This is a genomic window from Streptomyces sp. NBC_01808 (assembly GCF_035917395.1).
Taxonomy (GTDB): domain Bacteria; phylum Actinomycetota; class Actinomycetes; order Streptomycetales; family Streptomycetaceae; genus Streptomyces.
On record NZ_CP109072.1, the window covers coordinates 4,371,505 to 4,390,304 of the forward strand.

Genomic DNA, 18,800 nt, shown 5'->3' on the forward strand with positions numbered 1-18,800 from the left:
CCTCGATAGAGCCACGCCACGGTACTTGGGCTGGCTTTCGCGAGCTCACGGGCCGTCCCTTGCAGGTCACTTACGGGGTGGAGAAGGAGTCAGGAGGTCGACGCCGCACAGGTCTGCGAGTTCTCCGGCGAGGGACGTGAGTGGCTCTCGTAGCTCGGCCAGGTCCGCACGCATGTCGGGGGCGTGCTTCCAGCGCCGCTCATGCTCGACGGGGCTGACGGCCGGCGGTCGAATGGACTCGTGCTCTTGGAGAGCTGGGTGCCAAGTCGTGAGGAAGGGTCTCAGATGGGTGTTGATCAGCCGCGCGGCGATGGCGGGAAGTACCAGAGGGGTAGCGGTTTCGGTCGCGACTCGGTGGAGCAGATCGCGTGACGTGGCGAACAGTGAGTGCAGGGAGGTCAGCGCTTCGCGCAGGGAGCCGTGGTCCTCGGGGAGGGGTTGGACACCGACTCGGGTGACCAGCTCGACCTGGAGGTCGAAGGCCGCAGCTCGTTCCAGCAGGCTGGGGCGGTTGTCGACTGAGGAAATAGGGGTGCGCTGGGTTTCAGCGGTACTCGTCTTCGCAGGCCGGTCTGGGACTGCGGTCCGGGCGGAGGTGTCCGGAACGAGCGTGTGCAGGAGAAGGCGACGGAGGTCTTCCTGGCGGGCCACGTTCGAGTCATGGCGATGTACGGCTCGGGCGATCAGAGGATGGGTGGTCCAGGAACGGTCGCGCAGGGGTTCGTGGCACAGCGCGCCGGCGCCGCGAAGAACTTCCACGGCTTCCGAAACGAGGACGCCCACCTCCCAGGGATCGTAGGGGCCGATGGAGGACAGTACGTTTTCCAGGGCTGTTTGGGACAGCGACGCTGGGCAGGCGAGCGCAAGCAGCCGCAAGACGTCATCAGTGGGGTTTGCATCGGAGAGGGGCCTCGGCAGCAAGGCGGTCGCGAGTGGACGGGGAGCGTACGCGCCGGTATCGGACGCCGTTCGGCGGGTGGCCAGCACGTCCGGGCCGTGGGCATGCAAGCGATTGCGCACGCCGGCGAAGTCAGTGGCGGCTGCGAGGTCGGCGAGTAGATCCAGCGCCTCCGGATGCCCGCCGACATCGCGGACGAGCGCGAGACCTGCAGCGTGTTCCAGCTCGTTGTGGGGTGTGCGGCGCGAGGTGAGGACGTGGTACCCGTCAGCATCCGACAGCGGAGCCACGTCGATGCATTCGGCGAAGGCTGTGTATCGCTGGGACCGGGTTGTGATCAAGGTGGCCGTGAGCAGGTGCGGGCCGCGCAGGAGATTGAGCTGGTCCGCGGTCAGTCCGTCGGGGACACCGTCCACTACCCACAGACAGGGCAGGTTGTGCTCTCCCAGCGCGACCGCGAGGTGGCTGAGCAGGCCGGGCAGGGAGGACGCCGAGGCAGTAAGCCGGAGAGCCTCCAGCACGGTGGAGACCTGTTCGGCGTAGGATTCCATCGCTTCCGAGGGTGCCTCTTCGCACGCGTGTAGATCGAACCAGAAGACTCCGCCGGGAAAGGCAGAACTGAAGTGCAGGGCGTATTCCTGGGCTAGCAGGGACTTGCCCATCCCGGCCATGCCCCGCAACTGCGCGCCGCGTCCCCCACTGGCCTGGGCGACCAGTGGAGCACGATGACGGTGGAGGGCCGTGTGAATGCGCCACTGCTCAGCCAGGCGGCCGGTGAATCGGAACGAGCCTGTGCGGGCCGGCGCGGGCAGCCACGGCACGAAAGGCGTATCCGCCGCGTCTCCCATGACGGTAGCGACCGTGCCAAGGTGGTCGGCCACCCGGGCGGCGAGGTGGTCGAATCCTCCCGGGGTGGTGGGCCAGGGCCAGTGCCGGGCGTCTCGCAGTTCCACCGGGTGCACGTGGTCGGAAGCCGGTTCGGGGTTGATCACCAATGCGCGCCGACGAGGATCACCCTCGCGCTGTCCTGTCAGGTAGGCGTAGGTCAATTCCCACTGGCACGCTCGCCGCTGCGGATAGTCCGCCGAGTAGAGGGCGAGCAGGATCCTTGAATGAGCCAGTGCTTCCGTGATGGTGGCAGTGATGGACGCGAAATCGTCCACGGCGGTGTCGTCGACGAACACGCGCAGATTGCGTGCCTGGAGCGCGGGTACCAGCGAGCTGACCTTGTCGGCATCCGACCGGCTGTAACTGACAAAGACGTCCCAATTCGGTCCGGAGGCGTCGGGACTGCTCATCTCGGCCTCCTCGCGGGGACCTCAGTCGACGGACTGTCCCCTCCCGCTCGACGACCCAAAATCGACGGGGGGGGGGGAGTAGATTGCTCGGTCGTCCGGGGCCAGCCCACGAGGCGCCTGCACGATGAAGATCGTCACCTTGCCATCATGCGACACCGCGTCCGCTGCACGACCCCGGCGCGGGGCCGTGTCATTCCCGCGGCCCAGGTCTCGACCCGTCCTGCTGCGGCACCGTAGGACCGGACTGCACGGAGCGGCCCGACGGGCGTAGATGCCGCTCCGGATCACGGATGCCAGCGATCTCCCCCAGCCCGATCACATACGGCCTCAGCCGCTCCTGCAGTTGGCGGAGCTCCCTGCGGAACATGTCGTTCTGCGGCCACTCCGACTCATCCTGGTCGGGGTGACGGTCTTCAAACTCCTTGAGGCTTCGATGCCACTTGGACAGGAACGGGGCCAGCTCGAAGTTGAGGATGTCCAGGGCCAGTTCGTACACCGAGTCCCCCTTGATAGGGGGAGGAGGGGCTGTGTAGCCCTCCAGCGGCTCGCGATAGAGATCGAACAGCGTCCTCAGCGAGGTCAGGGCCTCGCGCAGGTTCCCGCTGCCGTCCTCCAGCGGACGAGTGGCCACCCGGGTTGCGGCTTGGAAGAACATCCTTTGAGCAGCCTGACGCATGTCAGCCTTGGTGGTAAACGACATCTCGTTGCCGAGGAGGACGAGGCGCACCTCAGTCAGCTGAGCGGACCTGCGATACAGCTCCAGACCGAGCGCGGCTGCGACGCCGATGAGGGTCCCCACAATGATCGACAGCCGCTGACCACCGGTCTGGCTGATCGAGTACGCGGCGATACCGATCACGCTGCCCGTGACGCCGGCCAACACCGCATGCAAAACCATGCGAACCGCGCCGTTACCTACACGCCCATTCCGCCTGGTCACCTGCCCCCCTTACGCTGATCTTCCGTTATGACTGGCGGCCCTCGCCTCTAACATGGCAGCCGCCTCATGCCCACAGAGGCTCGTTGGACTCTGCTCCGGCGGGCATGGTCATGCCACTCTAGACGGGTGCATCCCTAGCTGACTCGGTGACGGCTTCGCCGGGCTCAAGCTCCTGCCTCCCGAACCACGACGGCGATCTGCGCTGGGATCTCTTCGATGGAGTATGTGCCCGGCGTTCATCGCCACATTGTCCGCGAGGGATGGACTGCAGCGCTGAACGTCATCAGCACTCAGGTTGTGCTAGATCAGCAGGAGCGACTGCTTTCAGCCATGCTGCAGTCACGAGTCCGTCAAGCTCGTGGTCGGGCGAGCCCTTGTTGCAGCGGGGGGCCCGCCGGGGCACGGACGGCCTGTGCAGCTTCGGAGAGTGATCAGTCGCGCACCATCTCGGCTGCGGAGACGCTCTGTTGGCAGGCCGTGATGGTTTCTATGGTGGAGAAATGGCGAATGGGGTGTGGCATACCGGCTACGGAATAGAGATCAATCTTTCGCTACCGGATCTTGGACACCCGGGACGTCCGGGACTCTTGAAAGAGATCACAGCCAGCGTCGCCGACCGTGATCCGCAGTTGCTCGAATGCCTTGCGCACCATGAGGGTAAGGAATGCCAGTCGGAGAGAGGCGGGAAGTCGCCCTGGATGTTCATTCGTCGAGGGCGTGTCGGAGGACGACGCCCGCTCGTTGCCTCTCATCTCCCGGTCACACACAAGGCGACTCCTGCTGAGAGTGCGCAGCACAAGGCGACCAAGGAACGGGTCGTCGAAACAGCACGGCGATTCGGGCTGGAGGCGGATTCCGAGGTCCCCGTGTCGAGCCGCCGGACTGTCTCTGACGCTGTCGTGACAGGACCAGGCGGACTTCGGATCGGATGGGAGATCCAATATCACCACCTCAGCCCCAGCACGGTGCACCGTCGCCCCACCATCGCCGTGGACCATGGCATTACGCCTCTGTGGGTTGCGAAGGACCGTACGGCATCACTGATCGACCGCGCACCATGGGCGCGAGTCGATGACATGCCGTGGAAGGACATCGCAGGCGACAAGGAGATGGTGATCCGAGGTGGCTATCGCCACCTGGAGGTATGGAAATGCGTACCCAGCAGCGACCGCCACTGTCTCCAAGAGAGTGGCGGCCACTGCGGTGCGATTCACGCGGACTGGTTCGTCCCGGCATTGTGCGTGCCTGTCAAGGATCCGGTTCGGATGGAGGACCTCGTCTTGCGGAGCGCCACCGGTGACAGTGTCCCGGTCTACGTCCCCAATCGCGGGGTTGACCGGGGTAACGGACGGGCGGGTCGTCACATGTGGGTCTCGGCTGAAGACCGGGCCCTGTGGGACGAGCTGGTGGGGGAACGGTCTCTTCCGCCTGCGTCCCCAGCGGAGGAACAGGACGATGTCATCACCTTCGCCGAGCAGGAGATCGACCGGACCTGTCGTGCCGGTGAGGAAGGCTGGCACGTCAGTGACGCCAGGCCCTTCCGTGATCTCGATCAGCCGACCGGCGGCGTCACGCTTCCGGCCATGCCTTCACCGCGGCCTCGGGACGCGTTACGGATCACACCTGTGGAACGCATAGCCGCTTCCGCTGCCTTGAGATGCCAGCCGTGGGAGTTGGGACGTTGCGCGGGCTGCGACCAGCTCATGGTCAGGTACCGGCGGAACTCTGCCATGTACTGCACTGTGTGCCGCGCTGTCCTCAACAGCCGGTAGCTACGTGAGCAAGCCGCCGTGGGCTGGTCCATGCCGGACCCCTGTTCCGGGGGCGCGGGCCGTTCAGGACTGCTCGGCGGCCACCTGCCGCAGCCAGCGGCGCGTCTGGCGCCGGTTGGCCAGCAGCACCACGTCGGCTCGGTCGGCGGCGCACTGCTCGATCTTCGCCATCACCCGGGGCCGCATCTTGCGGCGGTACGTGGCGACGTACTTGATCACGCCCCAGTGGATGCGGTTGTGCACGCCGTTGCCCTTGTGCCCGGCTCCGTGCCGGATCTGGCGGGAGAAGATCCCGTACAGGGCCGCCACGGTCGACACGTCCATCAGGACCACCGTGTCGCAGGCTCCGAGCCGCACCGGCAGCGTCGAGTTGTAGTTGCCGTCGATCACCCACTGCGCCTGCGCCACCAGCTCGCGCTGCAACTCGGCGAACTTGTCCATGGGCAGCGCGTTCCACTCGTCGTCGTAGAACGCGGCGTCCAGGTGCGTGACCGGGGCGTCGAGGATCCTGCCCAGCTCGCGGGCCACGTGGGATTTGCCGCTGCCTCCGCAGCCGACGATGGCGACCTTCTTCACGGTGCTCCAGGGTAGAGAGGTTCGGGTGGGCCGCGGGGCTGTCGTCCTGGACACGTTCGGCGGATCCAGGCGACAGGGCCTGTCGAGCGGACCTCATCCGACAGTTCCCTGCTCGGTTTCGCCGTGGCCTGGACGAGTCCGTGATGAGGGGGCCGCTGACGTCCTGGGCGAGGCTGGCTGCGGCGCCGGAGGGACGAACGCATACGGTCGACGGGTACTCGACCGCGGAGAGCCACCAGCCCGAGCGGGCACCACCTGGAGTCTTTGGCACCTTCGGGGCGAGAGAGCATGCTGCTGCTTCTGGTGGCAGCTGGGGGGCGTATTCTGCGGCGGGTGATTGATGCCGTTGTTCCGGAAGAAGCCAGGGATGATGCCCTTGCGGGGGATCTTCCGGCGATTCTCGGCACATTCGATCTTGGTGTGCTCGTCGAGTCCCCCCACTACCTGGCTGACGGCTTGATGAACCGCAACTGGCGCGTGAGTACCAGCCGGGGCCGCTTCGCGGTGAAGCTGATCGTCGACGTACCCCTGGACATCGCCGGCAGGAATCTGGGCACGATGTCTGCGCTCGCCTCGGCCGGCATCCCGGTGTGCCCCCCGCTGACAACCAGCGGCGGCGACACCGTGGCAGAGATCGACGGCCGCGGGTACTGCGTCATCGAGTGGGTCGACGGTGCTCATGTCCGCGGCGGCGAGTTGGATCTTGAGCGGGCTGCGCTTCTCGGTGAGCAGCTCGGGCAGATTCACCGGGTCTTGGAGCGCGAGGCTCCTGGGCAGGTACCGCATGCCCCGCCCATGGCAGGAGTCACTCCCGCGGCGAAGGCTGTGACGGCTGCCGATGGCTATCTCTCCGTGATCGACAATCTGAGGACGCCTGCGGCGTTCGACCGCGCGGCTGCCGGTTCGTTGGAACAGCGGAAAGAGCTGCTGGCGAAGTACGCAGATCAGTGCCCTCGGGGTGAGGTCCCTGCAGGTCCGTGGGGGTGGACGCACGGAGATTTCCAGTACCGCAACATTCTGTGGCGGGAGGGGCGGGTGGTCGCAGTACTGGACTGGGATCGACTGCGTGTCCGCCCGTACGCCGAGGAGGTGGCGCGCACCGCTCAGGTGCAGTTCGGCGCGGACGGTCGTTTCGATCTCGATCGGGTGCGGGCGTTTGTGGCCGGCTACCGCCGAGTCGTTGATCTTCCGGCGGAAGATCTGGCCGATGGTGTACATCGGCTGTGGTGGAAGCGGATGACCGATTTCTGGCAGCTGAGCTTCCACTACAACCGCGGCGATCACGGCTGTGATGATCTTTTCCTCGCGGACGAAGCCTTGCTGCACTGGTGGACGGACCGGCTGGGCGAGGTCCAGGACGCTATGGCGGGATGACCCCGGAGGCCGCGAGTTCCGGCAGGAGGGGGCGGGTGAAGGCAACCGCGTGCTCCCGCGCTCGCCGGCCCAGCAGTGGGCTGCGCGGGGCTTCGATCGCGGCGGCCCATATTGCTGCGTCGCTGTGCTCCGGGAAGGTCATGCCTCCCGGTCCGATGGCTTCGGGGATGCCGCCTCGCTCGGTACCCAGGCTGGGGATCTGGTGGAGGGCGGCTTCGATGATGACGCGGGGAAAGGCGTCATCGACCACGGAGGGCACCAGGAGCAGCCGATGGTCGGGGTAGACCGCGCTCATGTCGTAGATGCGGGGCAGGTAGGTGACGTTCGGGTAGGCCGTGAACTCCGTCGCGGTGTCCCACCAGCCTTCGACGAGGGTGAACTTCTGCCGGGGCAGGAGCTTGATCACTTGGTGGAGCAGGGCGGCACCCTTGGCCGGCACCGGGTTGATCATGAGGACGCCCGTCCCGCTGGGAGCGGTGGCCGGAGGAGGCGTGAAGGGCGGATAGACCAGCATCAGGCGCGTCCCCGAAAGGGCGCGGGCGCGGGACAGGACGAAACGGGAGACGGCCATCGCTGCATGTGGGCGGCCGTGGAGGACGTTCTGGCTGGTCGGCGAGACCGAGTGGAGCCAGGCCGCCACCTTCGTGTCGTGGCGGGCCTGGACGGCGAGGGCGGCGGCCCCCTCCTGGGATGTGATCATCAGGTCGGGGTGCTGTTCGGCAAGGGCTGTGGCGAGTGCGGAGTGCAGCCGGTTCTGGGTGACTGCGCGGCAGCGGATGCCGGTCCAGGTGTAGCGGATCTCCTGATGTCGGGCCTCGTATGGCACGTTGTGGGCGGCAAGATGGCGGCGCAGCGCGGGCAGTTGCGTTTCCCCGTTCCACGGCGGCTCGTGCGATCCCAGGTACGTCACCTGCCAGCCGGCGGCGGCGAACTCCTCGGCAAGCAGTTGCTGAGAGACCTCCGCGCCGCCGATCAAGAGCGGTGGCGGGGTACGGCGCCAGACGAACAGGACGTTCGGCACGGGCTCACCTGGCCTCGTTGTCGGCCAGTGCCCGTACCTCCTGGGCGATGTGCTCCGCCGGGCGCTCGGCGGACAGAACGGTGATCTGTCCAGCGATCGGTGGTTCGGGCTTGTCGATGAAGTAGGAGCGGGTGAGGGCGAGGAACGTGGGATCGTGCAGGAAGTACGCGGACGTGGACTTTTCGCGGCTGGTGGCTCGGCGCCGGCGGAGTATGGCGTCGGGCACGTCCAGGTAGATCGTGTGGTGCGGACGCAGGTGAGGTAGCTCTTCCAGGCGCTGGCGCACCTGATGGTGCACGCCGAAGTCGTAGAGCCGGTCCAGGGCGTAGGCGTGTGCCATGAGGGTGTCGATGGAGCGGTCCAGGACCACGAGGCGGCCCGGGTGCATCGCTGCCATGGTGACTCGGTCGGCCTCTGCGGACATGAACGTCTCGAAGGCGGCGAGCTGTTCGGCCGCGGAACTGGTCCTGGCCGGGGGTATCGGGTGCGTGGGACGCAGGTGGCGGACGTAGCAGCCGAAGAAGATCGCTCGGCCTGCGATCTCGGGGATCCGGCGCAGGAGCCGGATCGCTGTGGTCTTTCCCGCGTAGGAGGGGCCTTCGAGGCTGAGGATCGTCATGGCGTCTTCAGGTGATGGAAGCGCTCGGCATACGCGGGGGTGCCGGGCGGAGGGGCGAGGAGAGCGGCGGCGATGGTCCAGGGGTGGCGGAGGGGCCGGTACATCTTGGTCGGCGGGTGCATCTGGGAGCCGTGCAGGTACAGGAGCGTGAGCTTGTCCAGGAGCACGTTGGTGATGTCGGCAAGCCGGGGGCGCAGGCTGGAACGGGTGCGGGTACGAAAGAGGTGCTGGTCGCAGCCGGACAGCGCGTAGGTGGGCCAGAAGGCGAGATCTTCGAAGAACCAGCGGCAGCCCAGCCGGCGTGCGGCCTCGTGGACGAGGAGGTGGTCGGGGTGTCGGGTCACGCCGGCCGGCGCCAGCAGTTCCGCGTCCGGGTGCTCATCGAGGAGAGCCCGTAGTTCCTCTGTGATCGTGTTGAGCCGCCACAGGGCATGGGCCCGGTACGGCTTCACTGCGTCCTCGTGCCCCAGGAGCCTCTGGCTTGCTGCGAAGGGACGTAAGGCTTCGGCACCTTCGCGTGCGCGCAGCACGGATACGGCCTCCGCGTCCGGGTACGCGGCCTCCAGCGCAGGGTGGACGCTCATGGAACGGGAGAAGACCGTGATCACGGTCAGCGGCCGTGGCTGGGCGAGGAACAGGCCGGAGGCTGAGAGGGCGAAGTCGTCGTGGTGCGGTTCGAGGACCACCACCGGGCGCCCGGCGGGATGGCGCTGCTCGATGAGGTAGTGGGCGCCGCTGTGTGGCGCCGTCACGGTCAGCAGCGGCGCCGTTCCCTGGCGGGCGGACAGCTCGTCCTGCCAGGTGCGGTGGGCGGCGATCAGGTCGTCGGGGAAGGTGTAGATGCCCGAGGCGTCGGGTGCTGGCAGCGATGGCACGGTGAGGTCCTTCCGGATGGTCAGCGGACGGTGGACTGGTACCAGTGCCGCCAGAACGCGGACGAGGTGGGCTTCAGACGTGCGGTAAGGGGGTTCTGCCACCACACCATCCGCCAGGTGGGCCACTGGTCGTAGCGGCGCGTGGAGGGCTCGACGTGCAGGTCGTCGACGAGGGCGACGGGGCGTCGGGTCAGGTCGCCGAGCTGGCGCAGTCGAGCGAAGAATTCCACGTCCTCGCTCATGAACCAGTCCGTGCGGTAGCCGCCGAGCTGGTGGAAGGCTTCAGCGGTGCAGAACTGGTCCACGCCTTGGGCCCCGCGGTGCCGACGCCGGTAGCTGTCCCAGTACCAGCACAGAATCCGGGCACCGAGCCTCACGGGGACGTAGTGCGGAGGGATCGCGCCGCCGACGTGCCGGCCGGATTCGAGCAGCCGCACCACAGCGGGGACGGCCTCGACGGGAATGGAAACGTCGGCGTCGATGAAGAACAGAAAGCGGCCCTCGGCAGCGTCGGCGCCCGTGTTGCGGACCTTGCCGATGTTCCGTGTCCGCTCATGAACGACGCGGGCTCCGAAGTCCTTCGCGACGTCGGCCGTGGCGTCGGTACTGGCGTTGTCGACAACGATGACCTCGCCTCGCTGCCCGGACATCTCCTGCCACCGCTTCAGAGACTCCAGCACGGTGGGCAGGTGACGAGGCAAGTACGCCGCCTCGTTGAACGCCGGCACCACGATCGACAGAACGGGAGCGCTCACTGCCCGCTCCCTTCTTTATTGAGGACAGGCTGCCTGAACCCGCCGCCGACTGGCGACCCGCTGGTCCAGCTCGGGTCCGCCCTCGGACCCGGCCCCTTCCCCCGGCGCCCCCTGGCGGCGGGCAGCCTCCGCCACCCCCGGGGCGGAGGCCGGTTGGGACACTCCCCCGGCGGGGGAGTGTCCCAACCTCCAACTTGCTCCGTCGTTATCAGTGGTGCTGTTGATGCTGGCGGGACTGTCGGGTTGGTCGTGCATGTTCGTGTTCCTGGTTTGTGTGGTGTCGTCCCACTCGTTGCATCGCTGGTCGGCGCAGGTACGGGTGGGGATCGAGGTACGGGAGGACTCGTTGCGGGGACGAGTCCCGTCCCCGCGCTGAGCTGCGCGGGGACGGGTGCAACGAGTCGCTGCGGGTGGCTTCACGCTGGGGAGGAGATCTGCGGCTGTGCCGGTTCCCGGGCCTGGTCGCGTTCTGCCTGGAGCTGGTGGGTGACCTGAACGAGGCGGTCCTTGCCGATCGTGTGGCCGGCAGCGCGGATGGCCTTTTCGACCGAGCGCCGGGAGACGCGGTCATCGCGTCCAAGTGGCGCATTGCGGCCGATGGCGACGAGTTCGCCGAGAGCGGCGCTGGGCTGGCGTCCCCTGGGTCTGCTTCTCGATTCCGCCGGGGCTTCCGCCACTTGCTCCCCGGTGATGGTGGCGGTCTCTGCCGGCGCGGGCTTCGGCGGGTTCTTCGGCATCTTCGTAGGGGGCGTTGCCGGGCTTGCCGTGGTGTGGCGATCACGGGTGGCGGAATGTGTGGCGTTGGTGTGGCGGCGGACGAGGAGGTACAGGTGGACGGCTCCGGCGAGGGCGAGTGGTGCGATGGCGGATAGGGCACCGACGGTGAAGTCGTCCAAGCGCAGGCCACCGGTGTCGGGGCGGGGTTGCTCGTTGAGGCGGATGGCGTGGAGGGCGTTGGCCGCGATGCTGACGGCGGTGGCGATGCCGACCAGGGCCCAGACGTAGAGGCGGGATCGCAGCGGGGCGGTGCGCAGAAGGAGGAGGGTGCCGATGCCGATGGCGATGAACCCGTCGATGACGAAGGGGAAGACGTAGGCGAGGGGTTCGCGTACGTGGCTGGCAACGGCCATGTGGCGCAGTGCGTCGTAGGAGAGCGTGAAGCCGGCGGTGCCGAGCAGGGCGATGCCGAAGCGGATGGCGACGGCTCCCGGTATGGGGGTGGAGGCATCAGAGGGCTGGGGCATGCGGTGCGTTCTTCTCCCAGGGCTGGGGGAGCGGATGTCGGTTGCCATGGGCCATGTGGTCGCAGGGGGTGGCGGTGATGTCGGGTGGACTCGTTGCGGGGTGGGGACTCGTCCCCGCGCTGGGCTGCGCGGGGACGGGTGCGACGAGTCGTGCCGGGTCAGTCCCGTGAGTCCGCGGGTGCCTCGGGGAGCGGGGGGCAGTAGCGGTTCCACGGGTCGACAAACTGGGTGAGGGCGAAGCCCTTGGCCTGGGCGCCGCCGGGGAAGCGGTGGTTGGCGGAGCTGATGCCGTAGTCCTTCAGCAGCAACTGCAATCCGCGCGGGCTCAGTCCGTGAGGGCCGTGTTCGGCCCACGGTGCTTCGCTGTCGGCCTTCAGCGCCTCGATGATGCGGCTGGTGCGCATGATGGCTGGGTCGCCTTCGTCGGCGAAGACGCGGCGGATGTCGGTCAGGATCCGGACCTTCAGGCCGCCGTCCTCGTCCTGCCCTGCCTCGTGTGCCGACATCGCCCGGCACGCCGTGCGGGCGGCTTCGGGCCAGCCCCCTCCCGCGAGGTCGGCGACGATCACCAAGGGCTCCCAGGTGTCGGCGGCGCGGTCCTCGACCGGCATCACCGGCTCCCGGTTCATCGCCGCCGCCTTCAGCGGGCGAAGCCAGGCCGTGAGGCGTTCGCGGACATGGCGGAGGGTGGGGGTGTCGCGAGCGGTGCGGAAGGAGGCGACCTTCTCGGCTCCGGCGCGGCGGCGTATGCGGATCACCACGGACCGGTCCATGATCGTGTCCGGCAGGTCACCGATCCCGGCCAGCGCCGCCATGGCGAAGGTGGGAAACGTCGCCACCTCGTGGTTGGGTCCGGTGACGCGGAGGGTGGGGCGGTTGCGCTGATGGCCGGCGTTCAGCAGGCCGCGCGGGTCCTCGTTGCGTTCGGCGACCTTCGCCGTGCCGAAGATCGTGTCGGCCTCGTCCACCAGCAGGGTGGGCGGTTCGTCGTCGGTGATGGACCGGAAGATCGCCGCAGGGCTGGCGTTCACCGTGATCAGCGGCGCGTGCACGGTCTCGGTCACCACATCCAGCAGCCGCGACTTGCCACATCGCTTCACCGGACCGGTGATCGCCAGCCGCGGCGCGTGCTGCCACGCTGTCTGCAGATGCGTCGCCGCCACCCACAGTGTCACCGCGTCCAATGCGTGGTCGGACGGCAGGATGACGAAGTGCGCTATCTTCCGCCGCAGTTCACTGAGCAGCCTGGCACCCGCGGCTTCGGGCGCCGTCGTTTCCTCGCGGTTGCCGGACGGCGGCTTCTCAGCGGCCTGGGCAGGTCCGGGGGCTGGTGTCTCGTCCCCCTGGCTGGGCTGGCCGGGGACGGCGACCAGCGGCGATGTGGCATCGCTGGTGGCTGGCGTTTCGGGGCAGGTGTCGTCCATACTGGACATCAGCTCCTCAGCTTGCGGGCCATATGGGACGGCAATCCCGGCCACGCGGGTCGATCGCTAGGGATGGCGGTTACGAGGTTCGCGCTTGGCCCCTCGGCTGCAACCGAGGGGCTTTTCGCTGTCCGCGACGCGGACCATGACGGTCTCGGTCGGTGGTCAGCGGTGCGGTGCAACTACTGTACCACGTCTTTTGCGGATCGCAGAAGTGTTTTGCGTGACGCAGAAGCGATGCTACTGTAGATGTCTCCTTGCAACGGGCAGGGAACCGCCGCGAACGGAAGGGGGTGATCAGGGTGAGCGGGGATCCCTCGCAGGGCGTTCTCCTCAGCGGTGAGGAGAACGTGGCCGTCCGCATCAGACTGGAACGCGAAGCGCGTGGCTGGAGCACTAACGGACTCTCTGACCGCCTCAACGCGGCCGGGTTCGACATGAACCCCTCGGCGGTCTGGCGTATCGAGAACCGCAAGCGCCGTATCAACCTCGACGAGGCCATCGGCTTCGCCGAGGTCTTCGGCATTGACCTGCGCAACCTTGTAGGCCCGCCGCAGCTCGCGGCCCGGGGCCGGGCCATGGAGCTGATCGACGACGTCGTGGACGCCTACCGTGCCACCCAGCGCGCCAACAGCGCCTTCACCACAGCCCGCGACGCGCTGGACGCCTACCTCACCGAGCACCCCAGCATCCGCGAAGAGGCCGACGCCATGGTGTCCAACGCCATCGCCGAAGTCAGCGCCGGCCACATGGCCAAGACCTACGGACCCCGGTCGGACGAACGCGCCGAGGCCGACGAGGCGTAGCCCCCCGCCGCTTCAACAGCCCTTCCGGGCATTCTCAAGCCCGACACGGGCCCCTTCACTACCGCCATCCCATGCGATCGACCCGGCAGGCCCGGCATTGCCGTGCCACCGCCTGCCAGAAGAGGAACCACCTTTGCGCGAAACCGCTATATCGCCCGCCTCCACGCAGCCTCCTACCGCAGCGAAGGAGGTGACCAACCAGGATCGCCTCCTGACCGTGGCCGAGGCCGCCGAACGTCTCGGCACGGGCGCGCGCTTCATCCGCCGCCTCATCCAGGAACGCCGCATCCGCTACGTCAAGCTCGGCAAGCACGTCCGCATCTCTGAGAGCGCCATCGCCGCCTTCATCGCCGAGCGGACGGTGCTCACCGCCGCCGAATCGCGGGCCGCGCGCTATGGGAAGGCGGTCTGATGGTTCGACGTAAACCGCGGAAGCGTCGTTTCGGCAGCGTGCGGAAGCTGCCCTCCGGGCGCTTTCAGGCCCGCTACACGGCGCCCGACGGCCTGATCCGTACTGCACCTGAAACCTTTCGCACGAAGACGGACGCCGACCTCTGGCTCTCCGAGACTGAGGCGGATATCTCCCGCGAGGAGTGGACGGACCCGTGGGCCGGGGACATCCCGTTCGGCGAGTACGCCGCCCGCTGGGTAGCGGAGCGCGGTCTTGCCCCGACAACTGCCGAACTCTACCGGCGTCTGCTCCGCACCCACCTGTCGCCGACGTTCGGCGGGACGCCCATCAACGGCATCACCCCGGTTGCCGTCCGGAGCTGGCGTGCCGACCGGCTGGGTGCCACGGGGGCCACCACCGTGGCCAAGGCGTACCGCCTGCTCAAGGCTGTCATGCAGACGGCAGTCGAGGACGGCCTCATCCGGAGGAACCCGTGCCGCATCAAGGGCGCCGGCCAGGAAGCGGCGGACGAGCGACCGATCGCCTCGGTAGACGAGGTGTTCCGGCTCGCAGAGTGTGTCGGTGTTCGCTGGCGGCTGCTGGTGCTGCTCGGCGCATTCGCTTCGCTGCGGCCGGAGGAACTGGCCGAACTGCGACGCCACGACGTCGATCTGGAGCGAGGCGTCCTGCGGATCCGGCGGGCAGCACCTGAGCTGACGACAGGCAGGCGCGCGCCTGGGGACCCCAAGTCCCGCGCCGGTAAGCGAGACGTCGTCGTCCCGACGTTTCTGCTGCTCGATCTGCGCCGGCACCTGGAGTGGTTCGCCGAAGATGCCGACGACGGCCTGCTCTTCGTCGGTGAGAAGGGTGCACCTTTCCGCCGCTCGACCTTCGGACGCAGGTGGCGTAAGGCGCGGACCACGGCGGGGTTGCCGGACCGGTTCCGGTTCTACGATCTCCGCCACACCGGCAACACCCTCGCGGCCGACACCGGCGCCAAGCTCAAGGACCTGATGGTTCGCGCTGGCCAGTCCTCCACGCGGGCGCAGCTCATCTATCAGCACTCCACCGAGCGCCACCAGCGCAAGATCGCCGACAGCATTGATGTCGAGGTCCGCCGGCACTCCGACAGGCGCACGCCTGACGAGACGTGATCTTCGGGTGATCTTGGGTACGGGGTGCGGTCCTCTGGCGTTGCACCCCGTATCCCTGATCGCGTCCCGCCGTAGGTGCGGCTGCTGCACGATAAGTCACGTGACGTACTGGGTGACGGTGGATGTGGGTACCCCGGACGGGGCCGAGGAGCTTGACGAACTTCAGCGGGAGGGCGCGGCGTCGCTGCTCGCCAAGGGTCTGGAGTCAGTAGAGGCAATCGAAGGGCCCGACGGGGTGGAGGTGGAGGTCACCGACTGCTTCGTGGGAGCACACGCGGAGGGCGTGCTCCTGGGGGTGTCCGTTGACGCGCCAGCCCTGGAGTTCGCGGAAGACGCCGTGCGGGCGGTCGTGACCGAACTGCTGGAACAGAACGAGCCACTGGCTGAGTGGCAGATCTCCAAGTGCGCGGTCGAACTGCATCCCGAACTCGCTCAGCGGAGTCTGGAGGCAGCAGGCGGAGACGACGCTCCACCTGCGGACCCGGAGGAGCGGGCGCGTCGCCACGCGGAAGCGCGCAAGCGAGCCGAGCCTCCCGGGTTCGACCCGGCGGAGGTCGAGGCCATGCGCGCCACGCTCCGTGGGCTCGCTCCTCGTCTGCAGGCGTTCTCCGTGGAGTGCTTCGGATACTCCGACGACGATGAGGAGCGGATCGTCAGCCGAGAGGATGCAGAACTCGCCGCTGGCGCCTTGGTGTACGCCTCGGAGGTCCTGGTGGACGAGTTGTTCCAGGACGTGGTGACGCTCCATGAGGAGGGTGCCACCAGCGTCGCGGACAGCGACGGTGTGTTCATGGTCTTGGAGGAGTTGCCCCCGGCGTATGCCCGCTCGTACACGGCGCTGTTCGCCAAGCGGCTCACCGTGGCGGCCGTGTCGATGGTCGAGAAGTTCACTCGCCCCGGCTATGCCGAGCTGAGCTGTGTCGCCGAGGAACTGCTGTTGCGGCTGCTGATCAATGAGGCACTTGTCGTCGTGGACGTCGGCGGCCTTATGAGCGACGAGATCAAGGCTGCTTGGGAGTGTTTCACCGACCAGATGTATGAGGACATGGACCACGAGTGGCTGTACCAACCGGTGATGGACGGCATCGACGAGGAGCCGGGCCTGGCCCATCTGGGCATCGCCCAGGAGGGGGTGAAGGATTGGTTCACCCCCTTTGCCGACGGAGGTTATGTCCATCCATTCGCCGCGGAGGCGGATGGGGACGAGACATGACGTCGTCCCCCGGGTGCCCCGATCTGGCACGTGTCTGGCACGACCTCTGGAGTAGCGAAGCCAGGAGGAGCCGTTCCGCTCCTCTGGCGCGGTGCACTTTGCCGTTGTCCGAGTATGTCTCTAGTTGCGCCGCTATGCGGTGCCGATGAGTGTGACGCAGGTCATGAAAAACGCGTCTCGCGAATCGGATAGCAGCGGTGTCTGGCGGTCGCTCATGGGTAATCGGTGCACCTGTGCGGGCTGCCCGGCGGCCTCATTTGGCACGGATCTGGCACGCGGGCCCGCGCCGAATCCACTCAGCAAAGAACCCCCAGACTGCTGACCTGGGGGTTTACATGAGAGCGGGCGACGGGAATCGAACCCGCGCTCTGAGCTTGGGAAGCTCATGTTCTACCATTAAACTACGCCCGCATAGAGCGCCCGCTGGGGCGCTTCGCTGTCACTCTACCGTATGTGCGCCCCCCGGCGAGGTCGTCGGGGGGCTGCTGGTGTTGCGGGGTGGATGTGCGGGGGTGGGGCGGGAGTTGGGGTTACCTTGAGGTGGGGGGTGGTGTGTGGGGTGGGGGGTTGGTCCCGTAGTGTGGCTTTTGTTGCGTTACGGGGAAGGAGCCTGATGGAGACCACCGTCGTCCGATGTGCCGAAGGGCACGTCTTCAGCACCGCCTCGCTCCCGATGCAGAACGTCGGCGCCGCCCGGCGGATCGGGTCCGGTGGGCTCGTGCGGTGTCCGCGGTGTGCGCGGTTGCGGAACGTCCAGCCGGTGGGCAAGGGCGACGCGCGGTAGTGCGCCGGGCAGCCGGTAGGGTCGGGGCGTGCTGCTCTCTGACAAGGACATCCGGACCGAAGTCGACGCCGGGCGGGTCCGGCTCGAGCCCTTCGACGACGCGATGATCCAGCCGTCCAGCGTGGACGTACGCCTCGACCGCTACTTCCGGGTGTTCGAGAACCACCGCTATCCCCACATCGACCCCGCCGTCGAACAGAGCGACCTCACGCGGCTCGTGGAGCCCGAGGGCGACGAGTGCTTCATCCTGCACCCCGGGGAGTTCGTGCTGGCCTCGACGTACGAGGTCATCTCGCTGCCCGACGACATCGCCTCCCGGCTCGAAGGCAAGTCCAGCCTCGGGCGGCTCGGGCTGCTCACGCACTCCACCGCCGGCTTCATCGACCCCGGGTTCAGCGGGCACGTGACGCTGGAGCTCTCCAACGTCGCGACGCTGCCGATCAAGCTGTGGCCGGGCATGAAGATCGGGCAGCTCTGCATGTTCCGGCTCAGCTCACCCGCCGAGCACCCCTACGGCTCCGCCAAGTACGGCTCCCGCTATCAGGGGCAGCGCGGGCCTACGCCCTCCCGGTCGTACCAGAACTTCCATCGGACCGTGATCTGACCGGTCCGCGTCAGAGTGTGCCCAGTTTGAACAGCGCCAGCAGCGCCACCAACTGAATCGAGCACGCCCCCAGCGCCCGCGGCCACGGCAGGTCGTGGGACTTGCTCACCATCGACGTCAGCAGCACCCCCGCCGCCAGCCACGTCAGCCAGCCCACGCCCTGCGCGAACGCGTGCTCGCCGCCGATGAACATCGCGACCAGCAGCCGCGGCGCGTCCGTGATCGCCACGACCAGCATCGCCAGCCCCACCGTCGGCGCCGCCGCGCCCGCGCCGCCCAACTGGCGGGCGAGCGTGTGCGTGACCGTGCCCATCACCAGGCCGCTGAGCGTGACCGCGACGCCCGTGGCGATGATCCACGGGATGCTGGCCGAGATCGTGGAGTTGAGCACCTCGTCGCGCGCCTGCTCCAGGCCGAAGACCGCGAGCAGGCCGTAGAGGAAGCTCACCGTCAGCGCGGGGCCCCACATGCTGTGGTCGCGCATCTGCCAGAACGTGCGGCTCGGGTGGAAGACGATCCCGCTGAGCAGGTCCTTCCAGTGCAGCCGCGGGCCTACGGGCGGGGCCGCCGCCTCGCCGGCGCGGTAGACGTGGCCGTCCTGGTACGGACCGTAGTCGTCCGGCACGCCGCCGACACCGTACGGCTGGGTGTTGCCGGGGCGGTCGGCGGCGTACGGGTCGTGGCCGCCGCCGTAGTACTCGGGCCCCGGGCCGTGGCTGCCGGGGGGCTGCCGCCACTGGGCGCCGTACGGCTGCCCGTGCCCCTGCCCGTGCGGCGGCGGGGGAGAGCCGTACTGCGGGCCGCCGTAAGGCGGGGGGCCGCCCTGCGCCGGGCCCTGCGGCCGCCCCTGCTGCCGACTGCCGTGGGGCTCGCGTCCCCGGCCCATTCTGAATCCTGCCACGCGATCGAACGTACCTGGTCTTGCCCGCCGAGGTCACCGTGCCCCGGGAATACGGGGGATGTTTATGGCCAAGACGGTACTTCCCGTAGGGGATCCGCCCTACTGGGGCCGGGGGTGGGTGGGGCGGGCAGGGCGTGGGGGGCACAGGGTG

General features: G+C 67.9%; 18 protein-coding genes and 1 tRNA gene. 7 read left to right on the forward strand and 12 right to left on the reverse strand.

Going from position 1 to position 18,800, the window contains the following annotated elements:
• Positions 1-66: 66 nt before the first annotated feature.
• From OG946_RS19105 to OG946_RS19120, 4 genes are all read right to left on the reverse strand, one after another.
• A complete protein-coding gene (locus OG946_RS19105; protein ID WP_326797273.1) occupies positions 67-2,196 on the reverse strand; it encodes a toll/interleukin-1 receptor domain-containing protein in 2,130 nt (709 codons plus the stop codon).
• A gap of 190 nt (positions 2,197-2,386) precedes the next feature.
• Positions 2,387-3,076: a hypothetical protein gene (locus tag OG946_RS19110; RefSeq protein WP_326797274.1), complete on the reverse strand. Its 690-nt coding sequence runs from the start codon at positions 3,074-3,076 to the stop codon at positions 2,387-2,389.
• Between the two features lie 1,612 nt (positions 3,077-4,688).
• Positions 4,689-4,868 (reverse strand): hypothetical protein, encoded by a 180-nt coding sequence (locus OG946_RS19115; protein ID WP_326797275.1) that lies wholly within the window; start codon positions 4,866-4,868, stop codon positions 4,689-4,691.
• Positions 4,869-4,971: 103 nt separating this feature from the next.
• Positions 4,972-5,484, reverse strand: coding sequence for a topology modulation protein (locus tag OG946_RS19120; RefSeq protein ID WP_326797276.1), 513 nt, complete (start codon positions 5,482-5,484; stop codon positions 4,972-4,974).
• Between the two features lie 288 nt (positions 5,485-5,772).
• On the opposite strand from OG946_RS19120, the gene OG946_RS19125 reads away from it, so the two are divergent.
• Positions 5,773-6,858, forward strand: coding sequence for a phosphotransferase (locus OG946_RS19125; RefSeq protein WP_326797277.1), 1,086 nt, complete (start codon positions 5,773-5,775; stop codon positions 6,856-6,858).
• Here OG946_RS19125 and OG946_RS19130 read toward each other — a convergent pair.
• The 6 genes from OG946_RS19130 to OG946_RS19155 form a co-directional block, all read right to left on the reverse strand.
• Positions 6,845-7,879, reverse strand: a complete 1,035-nt coding sequence (locus OG946_RS19130) for a glycosyltransferase (RefSeq protein ID WP_326797278.1) — start codon at positions 7,877-7,879, stop codon at positions 6,845-6,847. The genes OG946_RS19125 and OG946_RS19130 overlap by 14 nt on opposite strands.
• A 4-nt stretch (positions 7,880-7,883) precedes the next feature.
• On the reverse strand, positions 7,884-8,498 hold the full coding sequence (locus tag OG946_RS19135; RefSeq protein ID WP_326797279.1) for a hypothetical protein: 615 nt from the start codon (positions 8,496-8,498) through the stop codon (positions 7,884-7,886).
• Complete coding sequence (locus OG946_RS19140; protein ID WP_326797280.1) at positions 8,495-9,373, reverse strand: PIG-L deacetylase family protein; 879 nt, start codon at positions 9,371-9,373, stop codon at positions 8,495-8,497. The genes OG946_RS19135 and OG946_RS19140 overlap by 4 nt, the downstream gene beginning before the upstream one ends.
• Before the next feature lie 20 nt (positions 9,374-9,393).
• Positions 9,394-10,128, reverse strand: a complete 735-nt coding sequence (locus OG946_RS19145; protein WP_326797281.1) for a glycosyltransferase — start codon at positions 10,126-10,128, stop codon at positions 9,394-9,396.
• A gap of 416 nt (positions 10,129-10,544) precedes the next feature.
• On the reverse strand, positions 10,545-11,372 hold the full coding sequence (locus OG946_RS19150; protein WP_326797282.1) for a DUF2637 domain-containing protein: 828 nt from the start codon (positions 11,370-11,372) through the stop codon (positions 10,545-10,547).
• Between the two features lie 158 nt (positions 11,373-11,530).
• Entirely contained in the window at positions 11,531-12,796 is a 1,266-nt protein-coding gene (locus tag OG946_RS19155; protein WP_326800309.1) for a DUF3631 domain-containing protein, read from the reverse strand.
• Between the two features lie 296 nt (positions 12,797-13,092).
• Between OG946_RS19155 and OG946_RS19160 the strand changes: the two genes are divergently transcribed.
• From OG946_RS19160 to OG946_RS19175, 4 genes are all read left to right on the forward strand, one after another.
• Positions 13,093-13,602: a helix-turn-helix domain-containing protein gene (locus OG946_RS19160; protein WP_442814632.1), complete on the forward strand. Its 510-nt coding sequence runs from the start codon at positions 13,093-13,095 to the stop codon at positions 13,600-13,602.
• A gap of 190 nt (positions 13,603-13,792) precedes the next feature.
• Complete coding sequence (locus OG946_RS19165) at positions 13,793-14,014, forward strand: helix-turn-helix domain-containing protein (RefSeq protein ID WP_326797284.1); 222 nt, start codon at positions 13,793-13,795, stop codon at positions 14,012-14,014.
• On the forward strand, positions 14,014-15,147 hold the full coding sequence (locus OG946_RS19170; protein ID WP_326797285.1) for a tyrosine-type recombinase/integrase: 1,134 nt from the start codon (positions 14,014-14,016) through the stop codon (positions 15,145-15,147). The genes OG946_RS19165 and OG946_RS19170 overlap by 1 nt, the downstream gene beginning before the upstream one ends.
• 100 nt (positions 15,148-15,247) lie before the next feature.
• A complete protein-coding gene (locus OG946_RS19175) occupies positions 15,248-16,360 on the forward strand; it encodes a hypothetical protein (RefSeq protein WP_326797286.1) in 1,113 nt (370 codons plus the stop codon).
• 340 nt (positions 16,361-16,700) lie between these two features.
• On the opposite strand, the gene OG946_RS19180 is transcribed toward OG946_RS19175, so the two are convergent.
• Positions 16,701-16,771 (reverse strand) — tRNA-Gly (locus OG946_RS19180).
• Between the two features lie 202 nt (positions 16,772-16,973).
• Here OG946_RS19180 and OG946_RS19185 point away from each other — a divergent pair.
• Together OG946_RS19185 and dcd are read left to right on the forward strand one after the other, a co-directional pair.
• Positions 16,974-17,144, forward strand: coding sequence for a hypothetical protein (locus tag OG946_RS19185; protein ID WP_326797287.1), 171 nt, complete (start codon positions 16,974-16,976; stop codon positions 17,142-17,144).
• Positions 17,145-17,172: 28 nt separating this feature from the next.
• The gene (gene dcd, locus OG946_RS19190) at positions 17,173-17,748 is read left to right on the forward strand and encodes a dCTP deaminase (protein WP_326797288.1); all 576 of its coding nucleotides are present in this window, start codon (positions 17,173-17,175) and stop codon (positions 17,746-17,748) included.
• A gap of 10 nt (positions 17,749-17,758) precedes the next feature.
• Here the strand turns inward: dcd and OG946_RS19195 are convergent, their stop codons facing one another.
• A complete protein-coding gene (locus tag OG946_RS19195; protein WP_326800310.1) occupies positions 17,759-18,634 on the reverse strand; it encodes a Yip1 family protein in 876 nt (291 codons plus the stop codon).
• Positions 18,635-18,800 lie beyond the last annotated feature (166 nt).